This window comes from Citrobacter sp. S55_ASV_140, assembly GCF_018919505.1.
In the GTDB taxonomy this organism is placed as follows: domain Bacteria; phylum Pseudomonadota; class Gammaproteobacteria; order Enterobacterales; family Enterobacteriaceae; genus Citrobacter; species Citrobacter werkmanii.
On record NZ_JAHLQZ010000024.1, the window covers coordinates 1 to 19,135 of the forward strand.

General features: G+C 54.5%; 16 protein-coding genes. 8 read left to right on the forward strand and 8 right to left on the reverse strand.

Going from position 1 to position 19,135, the window contains the following annotated elements:
- On the forward strand, window positions 1–74 hold a 74-nt coding region (locus tag KQJ18_RS24625; protein WP_253297461.1), incomplete at its 5' end, for a hypothetical protein.
- Window position 75: 1 nt separating this feature from the next.
- Here the strand turns inward: KQJ18_RS24625 and iprA are convergent.
- Together iprA and KQJ18_RS06325 are read right to left on the reverse strand one after the other, a co-directional pair.
- Window positions 76–699, reverse strand: coding sequence for a hydrogen peroxide resistance inhibitor IprA (iprA, locus tag KQJ18_RS06320; protein ID WP_085047658.1), 624 nt, complete (start codon window positions 697–699; stop codon window positions 76–78).
- Window positions 700–782: 83 nt separating this feature from the next.
- Window positions 783–3,626, reverse strand: coding sequence for an autotransporter outer membrane beta-barrel domain-containing protein (locus tag KQJ18_RS06325; RefSeq protein ID WP_185655538.1), 2,844 nt, complete (start codon window positions 3,624–3,626; stop codon window positions 783–785).
- Window positions 3,627–4,129: 503 nt separating this feature from the next.
- On the opposite strand from KQJ18_RS06325, the gene hemB reads away from it, so the two are divergent.
- Window positions 4,130–5,104: a porphobilinogen synthase gene (gene hemB, locus KQJ18_RS06330; RefSeq protein WP_185655537.1), complete on the forward strand. Its 975-nt coding sequence runs from the start codon at window positions 4,130–4,132 to the stop codon at window positions 5,102–5,104.
- A gap of 79 nt (window positions 5,105–5,183) precedes the next feature.
- On the opposite strand, the gene tauD is transcribed toward hemB, so the two are convergent.
- From tauD to tauA, 4 genes are read right to left on the reverse strand one after another with little or no spacing between them, the layout of a single operon-like run.
- A complete protein-coding gene (tauD, locus tag KQJ18_RS06335; RefSeq protein WP_216421683.1) occupies window positions 5,184–6,035 on the reverse strand; it encodes a taurine dioxygenase in 852 nt (283 codons plus the stop codon).
- Window positions 6,032–6,862, reverse strand: coding sequence for a taurine ABC transporter permease TauC (gene tauC, locus KQJ18_RS06340; protein ID WP_079225266.1), 831 nt, complete (start codon window positions 6,860–6,862; stop codon window positions 6,032–6,034). Before tauC ends, tauD begins: the two co-directional genes overlap by 4 nt.
- Window positions 6,859–7,626, reverse strand: coding sequence for a taurine ABC transporter ATP-binding subunit (tauB, locus tag KQJ18_RS06345; protein WP_069323927.1), 768 nt, complete (start codon window positions 7,624–7,626; stop codon window positions 6,859–6,861). Before tauB ends, tauC begins: the two co-directional genes overlap by 4 nt.
- 11 nt (window positions 7,627–7,637) lie before the next feature.
- Window positions 7,638–8,600 (reverse strand): taurine ABC transporter substrate-binding protein, encoded by a 963-nt coding sequence (gene tauA / locus KQJ18_RS06350; protein WP_216421685.1) that lies wholly within the window; start codon window positions 8,598–8,600, stop codon window positions 7,638–7,640.
- A gap of 344 nt (window positions 8,601–8,944) precedes the next feature.
- Between tauA and KQJ18_RS06355 the strand changes: the two genes are divergently transcribed.
- The 6 genes from KQJ18_RS06355 (at window position 8,945) to fbpC (ending at window position 16,728) form a co-directional block, all read left to right on the forward strand.
- Entirely contained in the window at window positions 8,945–9,574 is a 630-nt protein-coding gene (locus tag KQJ18_RS06355) for a response regulator transcription factor (RefSeq protein WP_038638064.1), read from the forward strand.
- On the forward strand, window positions 9,574–11,115 hold the full coding sequence (locus tag KQJ18_RS06360) for an MASE1 domain-containing protein (protein ID WP_216421686.1): 1,542 nt from the start codon (window positions 9,574–9,576) through the stop codon (window positions 11,113–11,115). The genes KQJ18_RS06355 and KQJ18_RS06360 overlap by 1 nt, the downstream gene beginning before the upstream one ends.
- Window positions 11,116–11,200: 85 nt before the next feature.
- On the forward strand, window positions 11,201–12,496 hold the full coding sequence (gene uhpC / locus KQJ18_RS06365) for an MFS transporter family glucose-6-phosphate receptor UhpC (protein ID WP_038638059.1): 1,296 nt from the start codon (window positions 11,201–11,203) through the stop codon (window positions 12,494–12,496).
- Complete coding sequence (locus KQJ18_RS06370) at window positions 12,493–13,524, forward strand: ABC transporter substrate-binding protein (protein ID WP_069323924.1); 1,032 nt, start codon at window positions 12,493–12,495, stop codon at window positions 13,522–13,524. Before uhpC ends, KQJ18_RS06370 begins: the two co-directional genes overlap by 4 nt.
- Window positions 13,525–13,591: 67 nt before the next feature.
- On the forward strand, window positions 13,592–15,670 hold the full coding sequence (locus tag KQJ18_RS06375) for an iron ABC transporter permease (protein ID WP_216421687.1): 2,079 nt from the start codon (window positions 13,592–13,594) through the stop codon (window positions 15,668–15,670).
- Window positions 15,671–15,681: 11 nt separating this feature from the next.
- Window positions 15,682–16,728 (forward strand): ferric ABC transporter ATP-binding protein, encoded by a 1,047-nt coding sequence (fbpC, locus tag KQJ18_RS06380; RefSeq protein WP_069323923.1) that lies wholly within the window; start codon window positions 15,682–15,684, stop codon window positions 16,726–16,728.
- A gap of 114 nt (window positions 16,729–16,842) precedes the next feature.
- Here the strand turns inward: fbpC and mmuM are convergent, their stop codons facing one another.
- Both mmuM and mhpT read right to left on the reverse strand, forming a co-directional pair.
- The gene (gene mmuM / locus KQJ18_RS06385) at window positions 16,843–17,769 is read right to left on the reverse strand and encodes a homocysteine S-methyltransferase (RefSeq protein WP_087857020.1); all 927 of its coding nucleotides are present in this window, start codon (window positions 17,767–17,769) and stop codon (window positions 16,843–16,845) included.
- Between the two features lie 114 nt (window positions 17,770–17,883).
- A complete protein-coding gene (mhpT, locus tag KQJ18_RS06390; protein WP_174330392.1) occupies window positions 17,884–19,095 on the reverse strand; it encodes a 3-(3-hydroxy-phenyl)propionate transporter MhpT in 1,212 nt (403 codons plus the stop codon).
- Window positions 19,096–19,135 lie beyond the last annotated feature (40 nt).

The window sequence follows — 19,135 nt, forward strand, 5'->3', positions numbered from 1 at the left end:
ATATGAGTGACGGTATTAACGATCTGGTCACAGAGTTGAGCGGAAACAAACCGCAGGTTATTCCCGCATCCTGATTCAATACTCAAAAGGCAAACGTTTAACGCTCACCAGTTTGCCTTTATTCATTTCAATGTAACCACCCTTACGCAATGCCGCGAGGACCTCAGCGACAACTGAGCGTGAAATTCGTGTGCGTTGGTGAATATAGTTCATAACGCCAATACGCGAACGCAGACCTTCGTCCCATTTCGTCATGGATATCAACGTCGCGCGGATCTGATCGTAGGAGTTATTACCAATCAGCTGCAGATCACGCATTTCAAGCATGCGGTTCTGCCAGGCCAACCAGCAGAATGCTTCGCGCCAAAGCTGGCATTGTTCAATTATATTAATCGTTTGTAAGGCAGGAAGATGATATCCCGTACAATAACTTTCGGTCATTAATCTGTATTGTACATCGGTTTTCATCACACCATCTGAAAGCCCCATAATAAATGGTGCCTGCGCAATGCCGACGAGTACATTCTCCCCGCGTCTCAGGGAAACTACACCGCTTAAAATAATAACGGTATCATCGTTATTTACCTCACTGGAATATATAGTTTCTTTATCGTTATCACATTCAAAGTGCTTGCCATATTTCGATAAACATTTATCAAGCTTACTAAATTCAGGAAGAGGTTTATTCGTAGATAACATTGCTCGTTCCTTGCAATAAATGCCCGTCAAATCCGTGACGGGCATTTTCCAGATTAAATTATTTTGTCTCTATGATAGATTTCTTACCAGGTATATTTAACACCAACATTGGCAGACCAGTCTTGATCGACATCGCCACCACCGAGATAATTAGCATCGGTATACGCGCTAAAGTTTTTGGTAAAGCTGAACTGCGTACCCAGTCCGACACGTACCGCAGAACCTTCTACCCCATTGTCGATGGAGTCGCCGTTTATGTCAGAATCGTTGTTCGAGTCATCGTAAACATAGGCCAGTTTGAAGAACGGGGTCAGCGCCTGGTCATCGCTGTACGCGAAGGTATAACCTGTATCAACCCCCAATTCATAGCGCATGCTGTCATAAGACTGACCGTCAACTTTCATGTCATTGCTCAGCTTATAGTCATCACCAGACTGGAACAGGCCGGATACACTACCATAAGGCGTTACGTAGCCAGCGTCACCCAGCGTCAGGTCATAACCCAGTTTCAAGCCAAAGCCCCAGGCATCAGAAGAAGTGCTACCATCAACGTACTGACCGTTGCTCATGCTGGCAGACAAATCATTGTTGAAGTGAGAGTAGCTTAAGTTACCGTCAACAAAGAGGTTGTTGGCAAAACGAGCAGAAGAGTAGATATAGGCAGTCTGGCTGTCCTGATCCACTTGACCGGTACGGTCGCTCATATCTCCTTTGGCAAAGCCTGCCGCGGCACCGACAATCCACTTCGCGTTGTTACCATCAATTTTGGAATCAACACCGACCATGATGCCGTTAACATCCTGATCGTAGTTAATGATGCCGTTATCCGCGTCGAAGCTACCACCGAAGTAACTGACCCATGCGCCACCGTTATCGACCAGACCATGACGTGCGTTGGTCAGACGAGTACCCACGGTATCTTGTTCCAGGTTCCAGATATTGGTGTTGGCAGAGGGGATGCTCAGCGCCATGTTAGCGTAGTCCGTCAGCTCCATCTGCTGCAGAACAACGGTGTTCCCCTGCTGCTGTGCCTGATAGGTGTAAGCGCCCAGGTCAGCTTTATTGGCTGCAGAGAAGGTGGCGTTGGTGTTTACGTCATCAACGTAAATCAGCTCTTTGCCTTTATAATCAGCAACAGAACCTGCACCCGTTGCGTTATCAATGCGAACTTTGTAGTTACCGGTTGCAGCAACAACGTTATCGCTGGTGCTGCTGGCATCAGCTTCGTCGCCGCTATTGATATCACCATTCCCGTTGACGGTCAGGTGACCATCAGAATTCATCGCGATGATACCGTAACCATAATTAGCCTGAGTGGTGTCCCAGGTACGATCGTTGACGAGATCTGAATTCAGTACGTAGTTGTTGCTGTTAATATTGAATACACCGGCGTACACGTTGCCGTTGTTATCAGCCACATTTCCGCTGGTCAGTTCCAGCGTACCGGCGGTAAACAGACTGGAAGCGCCATTATTGCTGGTTTCGACATTCAGCATACCGCCGTTGGTTGCGGTAATGGTGTTGGCATACAAAGCAGCCCCTGACCATGCAGAGCTAACGTCATCAGACAACGTCACGGTACTGTTAGTGTCAATCGTCAGGTGATCGGTATCAACCGCGCCGTCTTCGCCGATATTCATCGTAGAAGCACCGTTCAGGGTAATGGAATCAGACGTTACGCTGGAACCGTCGGCAACATTAACCTGAGAACCGCTGTTGATAGCCAGGGTATCAATCAGAGACGTTTTCGTGGTATTCCATACAGATCCATTATTCAGTGCGATATCAAATATACCGCTCTGGAAGGAGTTTGCACTGTTAACACGGTTCCAGTTATCAGAACTTGTCGCATTTGGATCTAAGCTGTTAGCTGCAATATCATAGAACTGTGAAGGGGTCACGGTGTCATAGTCAATATTGGCTGCCCCCGTCCAACTGGTATTATTCAGCGTCAGAGTCAGGTGATCGACGTTTTGATCGTCATCATCCCAGCCGCCGTGGGTATAATCTGAAGTAGAACCATCAACCAGATGGCCAGCGGAATCAAAATTGCTGTTCCAGGTACTCGTAAACATAACATCGCCTAACAACTGAGAATTATTCAGCGTGACGGTGTTTACCATACGATTAGCAGAAGCGCTGTTATCTGTGAACGATAGTGCAACATCATCCTGAGTTGAAGAATTACTGTAATCACTCGGCTCTGCAGAGTTACCAAAGTGCCCCGTTGATTCATCAGCAGTATAAGAACCCGACGTGACGGTTGAGTCATTTACCGTAATGGTGTTATCCCACTGAGTTGCGCCAGTGGTATACGCCGCATTGGTGGTATCACCCTGCTCCAGGCTAATACCTGCAACATGTGAATTATTACTAATATTGATAGCGCTTTCGACATCCAGCGTTACCGCCGTTCCCAGTCCAGCTACAGAATATGTTTCGTAGACTGACTTCGATGTTGTGCCATCCAGATAGGTATCGGTGTAATAAAATGCTTCATAGTCATCATCAATCGTCGAGTTATTGATATTTAATGTGAAGATATCACCGTCAACCCAGTCATGCGCAATCGCATCATTAAAGCCAGATACCTGCTTAGAGGTAATCATACCGTGAATCGTGGAATTGGTTACATTCACGGTATTTGCCGTATCGTCTGCATAATCGCGGTTCAGATAATACGTCGAAACAACGCCATTCACCGTATCGCCAGAGAATGAGGTGTCGAAATAGCTGCTATCGGTTGCTGCGTTGTTATAAACATAACCACTGTAGGTCATGTAGTCAGCATCTGACGTGTTATATGTGGTCGTATCGTCGTGAAAACCAAAGGTATCGTAAGTGGTAGCATTTGCCTGAGAAGTGATTGCCAAAGTGCAGGCTAATGCTAATTGTGAGACTACGAGTTTCTTTTTCCAGGTGTGCATTTGTCATCCCTCCTCAGGGACGTAATATTGTTGATCCATCAATTATCAATGCAAAGAAAACATTTTATGTTTCGCAGGAAGGATTATGCGGCGTCATGGATGAAAGGTTCAATTATTCTTTGCCTTTAGTCCGAAAGCAGACCATAAATAAGACAATTAAGAAAATTCTATAAGAAGAATTAAAACACTTTTAAATTCAGAGCATTAAAATAATAAAAACCTCCAACACATACACTTACCCTATCATTTAAAAAGAAATAAAAAACACAAGCAATAAATACTACCCAACCTCTCGCAACTTAATTAAACATTAAACAAAGCGGAACCAGGATTAAAACCAATCGATATCTAAAATAATTAACATCGCAAAAATATAAATAGTATATATGTAAAAGAGGTTATTAAGAGTGGAACCTCACTCGCATAACGCCAACTTTCGTAAACCACCCGCCCTCAGGTTCAGGTATACTGCGACCTTCGATTCCACAAACATCAGGCATACCATGACAGACCTAATCCATCGCCCTCGCCGCCTGCGCAAATCTCCTGCGCTACGCGCTATGTTTGAAGAGACAACACTCAGCTTAAATGACCTGGTGTTGCCGATCTTTGTTGAAGAAGAACTCGACGATTACAAAGCCATCGACGCCATGCCGGGCGTGATGCGCATTCCAGAGAAACACCTGGCGCGCGAAATTGAACGCATTGCCACCGCAGGTATCCGTTCGGTCATGACCTTCGGCATTTCCCACCACACCGACGACACCGGCAGTGATGCCTGGAAAGAAGATGGTCTGGTGGCGCGCATGTCGCGTATCTGTAAGCAGACCGTACCGGAAATGATCGTCATGTCCGACACCTGCTTCTGTGAGTACACCTCGCATGGTCACTGCGGCGTGTTGTGCGATCACGGCGTCGATAATGATTTAACCCTTGCCAACCTCGGCAAACAGGCAGTCGTTGCTGCCGCTGCGGGTGCAGATTTCATCGCCCCTTCCGCCGCAATGGATGGTCAGGTGCAGGCGATTCGCCAGGCGCTGGATGCTGCGGGCTTCACCGATACCGCGATCATGTCCTACTCCACTAAGTTTGCCTCTTCTTTCTATGGCCCGTTCCGTGAAGCGGCAGGTACAGCGCTGAAGGGCGATCGTAAAACCTATCAGATGAACCCGATGAACCGCCGCGAGGCGATTCGCGAATCACTGCTGGATGAAACCCAGGGTGCAGACTGCCTGATGGTGAAACCGGCCGGCGCGTACCTCGATATTCTGCGCGATATCCGCGAACGCACCGAATTGCCAATTGGCGCTTATCAGGTCAGCGGTGAATACGCGATGATCAAGTTCGCGGCGATGGCGGGTGCTATCGATGAAGAGAAAGTGGTGCTGGAAAGCTTAGGTTCGATCAAACGCGCGGGCGCGGATCTGATCTTCAGCTACTTTGCGCTGGATCTGGCTGAGAAAAAAATTCTGCGTTAATTGACCTTGTGCCGGATGGCGGCTTCGCCTTATCCGGCCTGTTATCGCCAGGTCCGGTCAGCGAAGCGCCAGCGGTTATTCACCCCGCCCGATAAAACGGCTTGTCTCCAAGAATTGTCGCCCGGTGCATAATGCGCCGCTGCGGCAGATAATCCGCGTTGGCATAGTGCTGCGTCACGCGATTATCCCAAATCGCCACATCGTTAGGCTGCCAGCGCCAGCGCACCTGGAACTCCGGTTTGGTGATATGCGCGAACAAAAAGCCCAGCAGCGCCTCGCTCTCTTTTTCCGTCACATCGACAATTCGCGTAGTAAACCCTTCATTCACAAACAGCGCTTGCTTGCCACTCACAGGATGGGTACGCACCACCGGATGCAATAACGGTGGATGTTTGGCGACCGCCTCCAGCCAGCGCTGATGCTCCTCTGGCGTCTGGCGATATTTATATTCCTGAAATGATTTACGAAAATCATGCTCTGCCCGCAGGCCGCTCAGCAACTGGCGAAACGGCTGTGAAAGAGCATCATAAGCGGCAATCCCGCTGGTCCACAGGGTGTCTCCGCCTGTCGATGGCAGCTCTTTCGCCGCCAGAATCGCTCCGGCGGGCGGCGTGTCGATAAACGTCACATCAGTGTGCCAGTTGTCGTTATCGGGCGGATTATCGTTGTGGGTATCCAGCACGATTATTTCGTCCACCCCTTCGGCATGTGGGTAGACCGGGTGAATATGCAGGTCGCCAAAACGTAGCGCCAGCGCGCGCTGCTGCTGTGGCGTAATCACCTGCTCGCGCAGGAACACCACCTGATGGCGCAATACAGCATGATAAAGCTGTTCAAACTGGTTATCGCTTAATAGGCGCGTTAAATCCGCGCCGGTAATTTGTGCGCCAATGTATGGCCCCAGCGGGGTAATGCTCAGACGTTCACTCATTGTACTTCTCCATGCCAGGGCGTCAGACGGCGCTGAAGCGCGCGCAGACCCAGCTCTAAAATAAACGCGATAACGGCAATTACCGCGATCCCCGCCAGCACAACATCCGTTGCCAGAAACTCACCGGCTGATTGCACCATGAATCCTAAACCTCGCGTCGCGGCAATCAGCTCCGCCGCCACCAGGGTCGACCACCCCACGCCCAGTCCAATGCGCAGTCCGGTCAAAATCTCCGGCAAGGCACCTGGTAAAATCACAAACCACAGCACCTGCGCACGGCTGGCCCCCAGCGACTGCGCGGCCCGGATTCTCACCTGCTGCGCACTTTTTACGCCCGCCAGCGCCGACATCGCCACAGGGGCGAAAATCGCCAGGTAAATCAGCAGGATCTTGGAGGTTTCACCAATACCAAACCAGATAACCATCAGCGGCAAATAGGCCAATGGCGGAACCGGACGATACAATTCAATGATTGGATCGAGAATGCCGCGGATCGTCGGACTCAGCCCCATGGCGATACCGACCGGAATCCCCAACAGCACCGCCGCCAGCAGCGCGATAACAATACGCGTCAAACTGGCCGCCAGATGCTGCCACAGCGTGGCATCCATAAACCCCTGCGGCCCGGCAATACTGATGAGCTTTTGCAAAACCTGGCCCGGCGGCGGCAGAAACAACGGGCTGATTAACTGCAGCGCCGCCACCGTCCACCACAGCGCCAAAATGACGGCCAGCGTACCGAGGCTTAAAGTCATCTGGCGCGAGAACGGCCAACGCCAGTTCAGCGCCCGTGGGCGGCGGGGTTTGTCATTAATCACCACGCTCATGAGAAGGCCTCCCGTTGTTCAAAGACACGACTTAACACATACTCGCGCATGGCGATAAACTGCGGATCGGACTTAATGCTGCGACTCGCCTCTCCGGCCACAAAACGCCGGGCGAAATTAAGCGGCAGTCGTTCCAGCACCCGGCCAGGGCCTGGCGACAGCAATACCAGTTCCGTGGCCATAAACACCGCTTCTTCGATATCATGGGTAATCAACAGCACCTGTTTCCCCGTTTCATGCCAAAGTTTCAGCAGCAGGGTTTGCATCTGCTCGCGGGTAAAGGCGTCGAGCGCGCCAAACGGCTCATCGAGTAGCAACAGCTGCGGGTTGGCCGCCAGCGCCCGGGCAATGCCGACACGCTGACGTTGCCCACCGGAAAGCTGCCAGATAAAGCGTTTTTCCGCGCCCTCCAGCCCCACTTTCTGCAACATTTCCTGAGCAATACGCTGACGCTGCGGCTTCTCCATGCCCGTCAGTTGCAGACCGAAGGTGACGTTGTCCTGCACGTTGCGCCAGGGCAACAGACCTTCATTCTGAAACACCACTCCACGTTCTGCGCCAGGTCCTTCGACCTTACTGCCCGCCAGCATAATGCTGCCGTGTTGATACGGTACAAATCCGGCAATCAGATTTAACAATGTGGTTTTCCCACAACCGGAAGGTCCCAGCACCACCAGCAGTTCACCGCTATCGAGCGTCAGGTTGATATCCTCAAGCACCGGTTTGCCGCCGTAACTGGCATTAAGATGAGAGATTTGCAGCATCAGCGTCCCCTTTATTGCACGAAACGATCGGTCACGTACTGGCTATAATCCGTCGCTACGGCGGGCACTTTGCCCTGCTCTTTAAGGAACTGCGCGGTGTCGATAATCGCTTTATTTACCGGTCCGGTAAGCTCGGCGGTTTGCTGCTGCGGAGTCAGATAGGTGTTACCTTTCACCAGCCCCGGCACATCCGCCTCTGGCACACCGCTTAAGCGCGCCAACTTGCTGATATTCTCCGGTTGTTTGAGCCAGGCATCCGGGTTGGCGATATAGGGCTGCTGCGCATCGATGGCGCTTTTCGCAAATGCTTTCACTACCTCAGGGTATTTCTCGGCAAAATCTTTGCGTACCACCCACACGTCCAACGTTGGCGCCCCCCATTCACCGACTTTTTCCGAGTCAGTCAGTACCTTGCCGTCTTTTTCCAACGCATTGACTGCAGGCGCCCAGACGTACGCGCCGTCAATATCTCCGCGCTGCCAGGCGGCAATAATCGCCGGTGGCTGAAGGTTCACAATCTCTACCTGGCCGGGTTTAATCCCCCAATGTTTCAGCGCTGCCAGCAGGCTGTAGTGGGTGGTGGAGATAAACGGCACGGCAATGCGCTTACCAATCAAATCTTCCGGTTTACTGATGTTTTTCTTCACCACCAGCGCTTCAGAATTGCCGAGCTTTGATGCCAGCAGGAAAACCTCAATCGGCACCTGCTGACTGGTCGCTACCGCCAGCGGGCTGGAGCCGAGGTTACCGATCTGTACGTCGCCGGATGCCAACGCGCGGACAATACTCGCGCCGCTGTCAAACTTGCGCCAGTCAACGGTGGCTCCGCTCTCTTTAGCAAAAGTGTTATCCGCCTGCGCCACTTTGGCGGGTTCGGCGGAAGTTTGATACGCGACGGTGACGTTCACCGCCTGCGCCTGAAATGCGATGAATGCCAGTGCGGCAAGAAGTGCGTTACGCGATGAATTAGCCATGATTGTCTGCTCCCCTGTCTTGTTATAGGAGGCAGTATTTCGTTGCGGCACACTTTGATAAAGGAATTAAAAATTCTGGCTAAGAACAAAGCGTTTTTAGAAAAAAACCGGCAATGCTTATACACAAAATCATTCAAGATGCGTCGAGGCGGCAAGGGAAGAAATCCCCAGGAGCATAGATAACTATGTGACTGGGGTTTCTGAGTGCAGCCAACAAAGAGGCAGCTTGAAGGATGAAGTGTATTGCGATTTTGTTACATTCGTTACATAACTGCGCCGGGATGATTGCCAGCGCTGCGCTGGCAGGCATCATAGACGCTATTGTCAGGCAAGAGAGCAATATCATGATTCATGTTGTGCTGGTGGATGACCATGTGGTGGTGCGTTCCGGCTTTGCGCAATTACTCAGTCTCGAAGACGATCTCAACGTCACCGGTCAGTTCAGTAGCGCGGCGGAGGCCTGGCCTGCATTACTGCATGATGACGTCAACGTCGCGGTGATGGACATCGCCATGCCGGATGAAAATGGCCTGAGCCTGTTAAAACGACTGCGGGCGCAGAAGCCCGGTTTTCGCGCCATTATTCTCAGCATTTATGACTCGCCGACGTTTGTACAAAGTGCATTGGACGCTGGCGCCAGCGGCTATCTGACCAAACGCTGCGGACCCGAAGAACTGGTGCAAGCGGTACGATCGGTGGGTATGGGCGGGCATTATCTGTGCGCCGATGCGCTGCGGGCATTACGCGGCGGCGAGCAGCCCGCGCAGGTCCTGGAGGTACTGACCCCGCGCGAGCGCGAAGTGTTTGATCTATTGGTCAAAGGCGACAGCGTGAAAGAAATTGCCTTTAAGCTCGACCTCAGCCACAAAACGGTTCACGTCCACCGCGCGAACGTGCTGGGCAAACTGCAATGCCACAGCACTATTGAGCTGGTGCATTTTGCCCTCGACCACCAGCTACTGACGGGGCATTAATGTCGCGTAACCTTCGTCATTGGGTAATCTCCCTGTTTATTCTGCTGGCCTGGGGATCGGGCTGGTTGATGCTGTGGACGCTGGGGTTTTACCTGACCCACAACGGTCAGCAGGCGGCATTATTCCTGCCACACGGGGTCTATCTTGCACTGTTGATTCTGCTTTCTCGCCGCTACTGGCCCGCGCTGGTGCTGCCGCCGGTACTGATGCTGTTCTGGCTGCACAGCGAGCAATTATTGAATGGCTATATTTTGCTGGTAGCCCCATTCATTAGCCTTCTTCCGGCAAGCATCGGTCAGTCATACTGGCACCGCTTCCCCCTGTACTGGCAGCGCTTAACACTGCTGCTGGCCGCGGTAACAATTACCTCATTGCTTAATACCGCCCTGCTGTCACCGTTTATCGCAAGCCCGGCAACGTTAATTGGCCTGGCGTCGTTTACCGGCGGCGTACTGCTGACGCCGTTTGTCTATCTGATCTATGAATTTCTGCGCCAGCAGCATCGTTATCATTTGCTCGGGTTGGATACCACCAATCCCCCACTGCGCACCTCGCTTATCATCTGGTGCAGCCTGTTTTTTATTATTGGCATTGGCACGCAGATGGTACTGTCGCCGGATATCGAGCGCCTGCTGCTGATCGTGGTGTTTTTACCAAACGTGGTGATGGCATGGAAATTTGGCTGGCAGGGCGGCGTGTTGTCCGGATTGCTCGGCAGCATGATGATCACCATCGCCCGGCAGATAGGCGTGGGGTTCAGTAATCTTCTTGAACTGGAGATTTTTCTCGCGACGCAGGCGTTGCTGGGTATTGGTCTTGGCATCGCCATCAGCCGCCAGCAGCATCTGGCGCAAAACTTGCACCATTATCGCCAGCGTCTGGAAGCCGAACTAACGGCACGCCGTGCGCTGACCGAACAGCTGATTCGTACCGAGGAAGACACGCGAAAAAGTTTAGCGCGTGAACTGCATGACGAAATAGGCCAGAACATCACCGCCATCCAGATTCAGACGCAACTGGTCAAACGCGCGCCGGGTCGCGAGCAAACGCTTGAGGCGGCGAATCAGATCAACGATCTTGCCCGGCGCATTCACCACTCCACCCGCCAGCTTCTGCGCCAGTTGCGCCCGCCCGCGCTTGATGAACTGTCTTTCAAAGATGCGCTGTATCATCTGGTGAATGAATTTGCCTTTGCCGAGCGGGGCATCCGCTGCCGATTTAATTACCATCTGGAAAATACGCCAGAAAATGAAACGGTGCGCTTCACGCTGTATCGCCTGATGCAGGAACTGCTCAATAACATCTGTAAGCATGCCGATGCCAGCGAGGTATCGATTACGCTACGCCAGCGGGAACACCGCCTGTCACTGGAAGTCGATGACAACGGCGTGGGTATCCTCCCGGAAAAAATCCCCGGTTTCGGTATCCAGGGGATGCGTGAGCGGGTAAGCGCCCTCGGTGGAGAACTCACGCTGGAATCGAACCACGGCACGCGGGTAATTGTTAACCTGCCCACAAATTTGCAACAAACCAGCCGCTAACCAGGAAAAAGTCTTAGTCACTGCGGACTTTCTCTCATCCCCTTTTGCTTTCACTTTCCTATAGTCAGCACAAACGGAGACCGCCATGCACGCACGCGAAACAGACCAACAATACCGGACGCTACGTCCACAATTGCTGATGTGCATGGTGATTGGCTACGCCGCGTTTTATCTGACGCGCAAAAGCGTCAACTATGTACTCCCGGCGCTGCAAACGGATCTGGGGCTGGATAAAGGCGATATCGGTCTGCTGGGATCGCTGTTTTATCTGACCTACGGCCTGTCGAAATTCGCCGCCGGATTGTGGCACGACAGCCATGGGCAGCGCGCATTCATGGGAATCGGCCTGTTCGCCACTGGTGTTTTGAACGTGGTGTTCGCCTTTGGTGAATCGCTGACGCTGCTGCTGGCGGTCTGGACGTTGAACGGATTTTTCCAGGGCTGGGGCTGGCCGCCCTGCGCCCGCCTGCTGACCCACTGGTACTCGCGCAACGAACGCGGCTTCTGGTGGGGTTGCTGGAATATGTCGATCAACATCGGCGGGGCCATCATCCCGCTGATTAGCGCCTTTGCCGCCCTCTGGTGGGGCTGGCAGGCAGCGATGCTGGCACCAGGGATAATCAGCATGGCGTTAGGTATCTGGCTCACCCTGCAACTGAAAGGCACGCCCCAGGAAGAGGGATTACCGACAGTTGGAGAGTGGCGGCACGATCCGCTGGAGCTACGTCAGGAGCAGCAGAGCCCGCCGATGGGGCTGTGGCAAATGTTACGCACCACCATGCTGAAAAATCCGATGATCTGGCTGCTTGGCGTGTCGTATGTACTGGTCTATTTGATCCGCATTGCACTCAACGACTGGGGCAACATCTGGCTGACGGAAAGCCACGGCGTGAATCTACTCAGCGCCAATGCCACGGTGATGTTGTTTGAAGTCGGCGGCTTGCTCGGCGCGCTATTTGCCGGATGGGGATCGGACCTGCTGTTCAGCGGTCAGCGCGCGCCGATGATATTGCTGTTCACGCTGGGGCTGATGGTCTCCGTCGCCGCCCTGTGGCTGGCCCCGGTGCACCACTATGCGCTGCTGGCAGTCTGTTTCTTTACCGTGGGCTTTTTTGTGTTTGGCCCGCAGATGTTGATTGGTCTGGCTGCTGTCGAATGCGGACACAAAGCGGCGGCAGGTTCAATCACCGGTTTTCTCGGGCTGTTCGCCTATCTGGGGGCCGCGCTGGCGGGTTGGCCGCTGTCGCTGGTCATAGAACACTACGGCTGGTCGGGAATGTTCAGTTTGCTCTCGGTTGCCGCTGTTTTTATGGGTTTATTGCTGATGCCATTGCTCATTGCGGGCATTACCCCTTCTCTCAGTCAAAGGATAAAACAATGAAACTGACGCTTACCTCTACCCTGATTGCCTCCGCTCTGACGCTGGCGGCCTTCAGCAGTGCGGCACAAGCTCAAGGACGTCTGGTGGTGTATTGCAGCGCCACCAACGAGATGTGCGAAACCGAAACCAAAGCCTTCGGCGACAAATATGATGTGAAAACCTCATTTATTCGTAACGGCTCCGGCAGCACGCTGGCGAAGGTCGATGCCGAGAAGAAAAACCCGCAGGCGGATGTGTGGTACGGCGGTACGCTGGATCCACAATCCCAGGCCGGCGAAATGGGCCTGCTGCAGCCGTACAAATCACCTAACCTCGCGCAGATCATGGAGAAGTTCCGCGATCCCGCAAAAGTAAAGGGTAACCTCTCCTCGGCGGTGTATGTCGGTATTCTGGGCTTTGGCGTTAATACTCAACGCCTGAAAGAGAAAAACCTGCCGGTACCGAAATGCTGGAAGGATCTGACCAAACCAGAATACAAAGGGGAAATCCAGATTGCTGACCCGCAGAGTTCAGGCACCGCCTACACCGCGCTGGCGACCTTCGCCCAGCTTTGGGGTGAGGATCAGGCTTTTGATTACCTGAAACAGCTCAACGCCAACGTCTCCCAGTACACCAAATCCGGCATTGCTCCGGCGCGTAATGCCGCCCGTGGCGAAACGGCGATCGGCATTGGCTTCCTGCACGACTACTCGCTGGAAAAAGAACAGGGCGCCCCGCTGGAGCTGATCTCCCCGTGCGAAGGCACCGGCTATGAAATTGGCGGCGTCAGCATCCTGAAAGGCGCGCGTAACCTCGACAACGCCAAACTATTCGTTGATTGGGTGCTGTCGAAAGACGCCCAGGAGTTGGCATGGAAGAAAGGTAAATCCTATCAGATCCTGACCAACACCACCGCCGAGACCTCGCCGAACTCGCTGAAGCTCGACGACCTGAAGCTTATCAACTACGACATGGATAAGTACGGCTCGACCGACGTACGTAAAGCCCTGATCAATAAGTGGGTTAGCGAAGTGAAGATGGGTAAATAAGCCCACGTTGCGTTCATTTGCCGGGTGCGGCGTAAGCGCCCGCCCGGCCTGAAATACCGGAACCGCTATGTCACACACACTTGCACTCCATCCCGTGAAAAAACGGGATGCGATATTTCTTTGGGTTTTGCTCGGCTGGCTGGCGTTTGCCCTGCTGCCAAGCTGGAGCCTGGACTACGGTCTACTGGAGTCGACGAGCGAAGAAATACTCGCCGCCTACGGCTGGTCACAATTCAATATCAGTTGGTTATGGTATCTGCTACCGAGCCTGCTGCTGGTACGCCCGTTCCATGAAGCCAGACGCGAACAGCGCGGCCGCCATTATCTTGACGCAGGCTGGGCATTCTTCTGCATGGCCTTTATCGTCGCCAGCGCCACGCTTGAAGGTCGCGGCTTAGGCTATGCCACCATCGTGCTGTTTGTGTCGCTGGGCGCAATTATGACCCTGGCGCTTACCCGTCTTGAATGGCTGGGCGGCGACCGTTTCGTCATCGGCTCGCTGACCGCCATTGTCGCGCTGATCGGTATTTTTATCGTCTGGCCGAGCATCGCTATTTTCATTCCGATGTTCACCAACGACGCCGGGGAATTTGCGCCACTGGCGTTTATGAATGTGCTGTCGCAGGCGCATATCATTCAGGTGATCCTCAACTCGATTATGCTGTCGATTGCCGTCGGCGTCGGCTGTACCTTCTTTGGCCTGGTGCTGGCTATCTACACGACCCGTATCGCCAGACGTAGCGCCATCATCGGACGTATCTTCTCGATTCTGCCGATCGTCACCCCGCCGTTTGTCGTCGGTTTAGGCGTTACGCTGATGATGGGTCGCTCTGGTTACATCACCGAATTTATGGTCGACTGGTTCGGCTTAACCAACACCAACTGGCTGTACGGTTTTACCGGCATCTGGCTGGCGCAGGTGCTGGCCTTTACGCCGATGGCGTTTATGATCCTCGACGGGGCGATCAAGACCATTCATCCGTCGCTGGAAGAAGCGTCATACACCCTGCGTGCCAGCCGCTGGCAGACCTTTAACGGCGTGTTTGTCCCGCTACTGAAACCGGCGCTGGCGAACGCCTTTTTAATTGTGGTGGTACAGTCGCTGGCCGACTTCAGTAACCCGCTGGTGCTCGGCGGTAACTTCGACGTGCTGGCAACGCAAATTTACTTCTACATCACCGGCTCGCAGCTCGATTATCAGGCCGCCAGTACGCTGGGCGCGTTCCTGCTGCTGTTCTCGCTGCTGGTATTCTGTGTGCAGTACATGTGGATCGGCAAGCGCTCCTACGTGACGGTCTCCGGTAAATCCTACCGGGGCGACGTCCAGCCGCTGCCAGTGACGCTGGTGTGGAGCGTGGTTGCGCTGCTGGCGGTGTGGATTGCCTTTAACGCCCTGCTCTACGGCAGCATTTTCTACGGCAGTTTCACCGTTAACTGGGGCGTGGACTACACCCTGACGCTGGCGAACTTTACCAAACTGTTCGGTCAGGGGATGAGCGACGGCGCGTGGCCTTCACTGCTCGACACTCTGCTCTACGCCGGGATTGCCGCGCCGATCACCGCGATCTTTGGTCTGCTGATCGCGTGGATTGTGGTGCGCCAGCAGTTTAAAGGTAAAAAAACCATCGAGTTCACCACCATGCTGTGCTTTGCCGTTCCTGGCACCGTAGCGGGCGTGTCGTACATTCTGGCCTTTAACAGCGCCCCGGTGTACCTCACCGGCACCGCCGCCATCGTGATTATCTCAATGGTGATGCGTAACGTGCCGGTCGGAATTCGGGCGGGCATCGCGGGCTTAGGCCAAATCGATAAATCGCTGGATGAAGCCTCGCTTAGCCTGCGTGCCGGTTCCCTGCGGACCATTACGCATATCCTGCTGCCGCTGCTGCGCCCGGCGATCCTCTCGGCGCTGATCTACAGCTTTGTGCGCGCCATTACCACCGTCAGCGCCATTGTGTTCCTTGTGACGCCGGATACCCGCGTGGCGACGGCCTACATCCTCAACCGCGTGGAAGACGGCGAGTACGGGGTGGCGATTGCCTACGGTTCGATTCTGATCGTGGTGATGCTGGCGATTATTTTCATCTTTGACTGGCTGATCGGCGAATCACGTACCTCCCGTTCAAAAGCTAAAAACCAGGCGTAATGGAGCGCACTATGACTCAGAAAAATTTCGTTGAACTGCGCAACGTCACTAAACGATTTGGCAGCAACACGGTTATCGACAACATCAACCTCACCATTCCGCAGGGGCAAATGGTGACGCTGCTCGGCCCCTCCGGCTGTGGCAAAACCACCATTTTGCGCCTTGTCGCCGGGCTGGAAAAACCGAGTGAAGGCCAGATTTTTATTGATGGCGAAGACGTCACCCATCGTTCCATTCAGCAACGCGATATCTGCATGGTGTTTCAGTCGTATGCTCTGTTTCCGCACATGTCGCTGGGAGAGAACGTCGGCTATGGCCTGAAGATGCTTGGCGTGTCGCGCAGCGAAGTGAAGACGCGGGTGAAAGAAGCGCTGGCGATGGTCGATCTGGAGGGGTTCGAAGAGCGCTATGTCGATCAGATCTCCGGCGGTCAGCAGCAGCGCGTGGCATTGGCCCGCGCGTTGATCCTCAAACCGAAGGTGCTGCTGTTTGATGAGCCGCTGAGCAACCTGGACGCCAACCTGCGTCGCAGCATGCGCGACAAGATCCGCGAGCTTCAAAAGCAGTTTGATATCACCTCGCTGTACGTTACCCACGATCAGAGCGAAGCCTTTGCGGTTTCCGATACCGTACTGGTGATGAATAAAGGACACATCATGCAGATCGGTTCGCCGCAGGAGCTCTATCGTCAGCCTGCCTCACGTTTTATGGCGAGTTTCATGGGCGATGCCAACCTGTTTCCGGCCACCTTTAGCGCAGGATACGTTGATATCTACGGCTATCGTTTGCCGCGACCGCCGCACTTTAACGATCACGGAGAAGGGATGGTCGGCGTGCGCCCGGAAGCGATCACGCTCAGCGATCGCGGCGAGGAGAGCCAGCGCTGCGCGATCCGCCATGTCGCCTATATGGGCCCTCAATATGAAGTCACGGTAGAGTGGCATGGACAGGAGATCTTGTTACAGGTCAACGCCACGCGCCTGCAGCCGGACGTCGGCGAGCAGTACTACCTTGAAATCCACCCGTACGGCATGTTTGTGCTGGCAGATGCGGCATAAGGTTTTGTTGCTTTGTAGGTCGGATAAGGCGCTTGTGCCGCCATCCGGCAATGCCTGATGCGCTGCGCTTATCAGGCCTACAGTGAACGATGTAGGCCTGATAAATTCTCAGCTTCACGCTTTTAGCGCGGCAATATCCTTCGGCGTGGTGCGACAACACCCGCCGATCAACCGTGCGCCAGCGGCCTGCCACTGCGGCAAATAATCCGCCAACTGCGCACAATGCTCACTGTGATGATGCCAGGTTTTGCTTGCCGCATCATAATGCTCGCCTGAGTTTGGATACACCACCAGCGGCAGCGCCGTTAAGCCGTGCAGATGCTGCAATGCGGCGGTGGTCTTTTCCAGCGCAATACAGTTGATGCCTAACGCCACCACCTGCGGATAACCCGCCAGCAACGACACCACGTCACGCAGCGGCGTACCGTCGCTCAGGTGCTCGCTGTCGCGCAGAGTAAACGAGAACCACGCCCTGGCACGCGGATACGCGGTCAACAGCTCAGCCAGCGCGCCAATCTCGGTAAAATTCGGCAGGGTTTCACAGGCCAGCAGATCGGCCCCGGCATCCAGCAACGCTTCCACGCGCGGACGGTGAAACGCCTGAAATTCCTCAGCGCTACGTTGGTAATCGCCACGATACTCTGATCCATCCGCCAGATACGCGCCATAAGGCCCAACGGAGCCTGCCACCAGCAGCGTACCCGCCTGCGGGTTCTCAGCCAGCCAGGCTTCACGCGCTTTACGCGCCAGCTCCACGCTTTTGCCAATCAGCGCTTTCGACTGCGCTTCATTCAGGCCGCGCGCGGCAAAACCTGCCGGCGTGGCCTGATAGCTGGCGGTGATCGCGCATTGCGCCCCCGCCCGGAAATAATCAAGATGCACTTCGCGGATAAGCTGCGGATTTTCGACCAGCACTTTGGCTGACCACAGGCTGTCTGCTAAATCACAACCGCGCGCTTCCAGCTCCGTCGCCATCGCACCATCCAGTAACAGGAAATCCTGTTTGTCGAGGATGGCGCTTAACGGATTATTCTGCGACATGTTCTGGCTCCTGTTTTGATGGAAATAAGCCCTCACACTATCACAGCCATACCCGCAAGGCTCCGCGCTCACCCGCAATTATGGCGATGCGTCAACTCTGCACCAGACGGTCGCTTAAGCACCGTTAGCCGGGATCGACATCTGCGATTTACGGCTCATCAGAATAAATACCGCCAGGCCCGCCAGCAAAATCCCCGGCGCAGACGCCGCCATCACGCCCACCGTTCCTGTGCCCAGCGCTAACATTTTCCCGGCCAGCAGCGGGCCGCTCATCGCGCCCAAACGTCCGACAGCAACGGCGGTGCCCACACCTGTGGCGCGGATCTGCGTGTTGTAAAATAACGGCGCCAGCGCATACAACACGCTTTGCCCACCAGTGGCAAACATCCCCGCCACAAATCCCGCCATCAGCATGCCGCTGAATGTCGACACCGTCCCCAGCGCCAGCAGCGAAGCCAACATCCCGGTGTAGATCAGCAGCGACATCACCACCGGACGCAGTTTGTCCATCAACGCCCCGAGAATTAACGTCCCGCTGGCTGCGCCGATTTGCAGAGCAAACATCACGCCTGCCGCCTGCGAGGGTTGAAATCCCTGCTCCACCAGCAGCATCGGCAGCCAGTTGATCAGCATATACACTACCAGCAGGGTGAAGAAATAGCACAGCCACAGCAGCAGCGTAGCGCTCGCTGCTGCTGGCGCAAACAGGGCGCGCAACGGCGCGGCAGCTACCTGCGTTTGTTGGGTATAAACCTGCGATTCCGGCAACCAGCGCATCAACAGCGGAACCAGCAGCAGCGGGATCACCCCGCCAACCCAGAACACCGTTTGCCAGGCGGAGGCGAGACCGCTAAACCCAAGCGCCGCCGCTAACGCCGCGCCAATCGGCACGCCGCAGTACATCAGGCTCACCGCCGTACCGCGAAAACGTGGCCCCGCCGCTTCGGAGGTCAGCGCGATCAGATTCGGCAATGCCGCGCCCAGCCCGACGCCGGTCATCAGACGGGCAAATACCAGCGATGAGAAATCCCAGGAAATCGCCGTCGCCAGCGAGAACAGGCCGAACAGCGCCACGGAGGCAATGAGAATGCGCTTGCGGCCATAGCGATCGGCCAGCATACCGCCCGCCAACGCGCCGGGCAGCAGCCCGAGAATACCGGCGCTGAAGATCCAGCCCATCTGCATTTTATCCAGCGCAAACGCCTGAGCGATACCGACGGCAGCGATCCCGGCGGCCTGGAGATCCAGCCCTTCCATCAGGGCGACTAAAAAACACAGCCCGACGGTCAACGTCAGGCGCCAGGATGCGGGGGTACGGGTAGTCATAAGATGTACCTCTGAGGTCACGATGCAGGTGAATCGCGGC

Coding starts and splice junctions, on each gene's coding strand:
- iprA (WP_085047658.1), bottom strand. CDS start 699: ATGTTATCTACGAATAAACCTCTTCCTGAATTTAGTAAGCTTGATAAA.
- KQJ18_RS06325 (WP_185655538.1), bottom strand. CDS start 3,626: ATGCACACCTGGAAAAAGAAACTCGTAGTCTCACAATTAGCATTAGCC.
- hemB (WP_185655537.1), top strand. CDS start 4,130: ATGACAGACCTAATCCATCGCCCTCGCCGCCTGCGCAAATCTCCTGCG.
- tauD (WP_216421683.1), bottom strand. CDS start 6,035: ATGAGTGAACGTCTGAGCATTACCCCGCTGGGGCCATACATTGGCGCA.
- tauC (WP_079225266.1), bottom strand. CDS start 6,862: ATGAGCGTGGTGATTAATGACAAACCCCGCCGCCCACGGGCGCTGAAC.
- tauB (WP_069323927.1), bottom strand. CDS start 7,626: ATGCTGCAAATCTCTCATCTTAATGCCAGTTACGGCGGCAAACCGGTG.
- tauA (WP_216421685.1), bottom strand. CDS start 8,600: ATGGCTAATTCATCGCGTAACGCACTTCTTGCCGCACTGGCATTCATC.
- KQJ18_RS06355 (WP_038638064.1), top strand. CDS start 8,945: ATGATTCATGTTGTGCTGGTGGATGACCATGTGGTGGTGCGTTCCGGC.
- KQJ18_RS06360 (WP_216421686.1), top strand. CDS start 9,574: ATGTCGCGTAACCTTCGTCATTGGGTAATCTCCCTGTTTATTCTGCTG.
- uhpC (WP_038638059.1), top strand. CDS start 11,201: ATGCACGCACGCGAAACAGACCAACAATACCGGACGCTACGTCCACAA.
- KQJ18_RS06370 (WP_069323924.1), top strand. CDS start 12,493: ATGAAACTGACGCTTACCTCTACCCTGATTGCCTCCGCTCTGACGCTG.
- KQJ18_RS06375 (WP_216421687.1), top strand. CDS start 13,592: ATGTCACACACACTTGCACTCCATCCCGTGAAAAAACGGGATGCGATA.
- fbpC (WP_069323923.1), top strand. CDS start 15,682: ATGACTCAGAAAAATTTCGTTGAACTGCGCAACGTCACTAAACGATTT.
- mmuM (WP_087857020.1), bottom strand. CDS start 17,769: ATGTCGCAGAATAATCCGTTAAGCGCCATCCTCGACAAACAGGATTTC.
- mhpT (WP_174330392.1), bottom strand. CDS start 19,095: ATGACTACCCGTACCCCCGCATCCTGGCGCCTGACGTTGACCGTCGGG.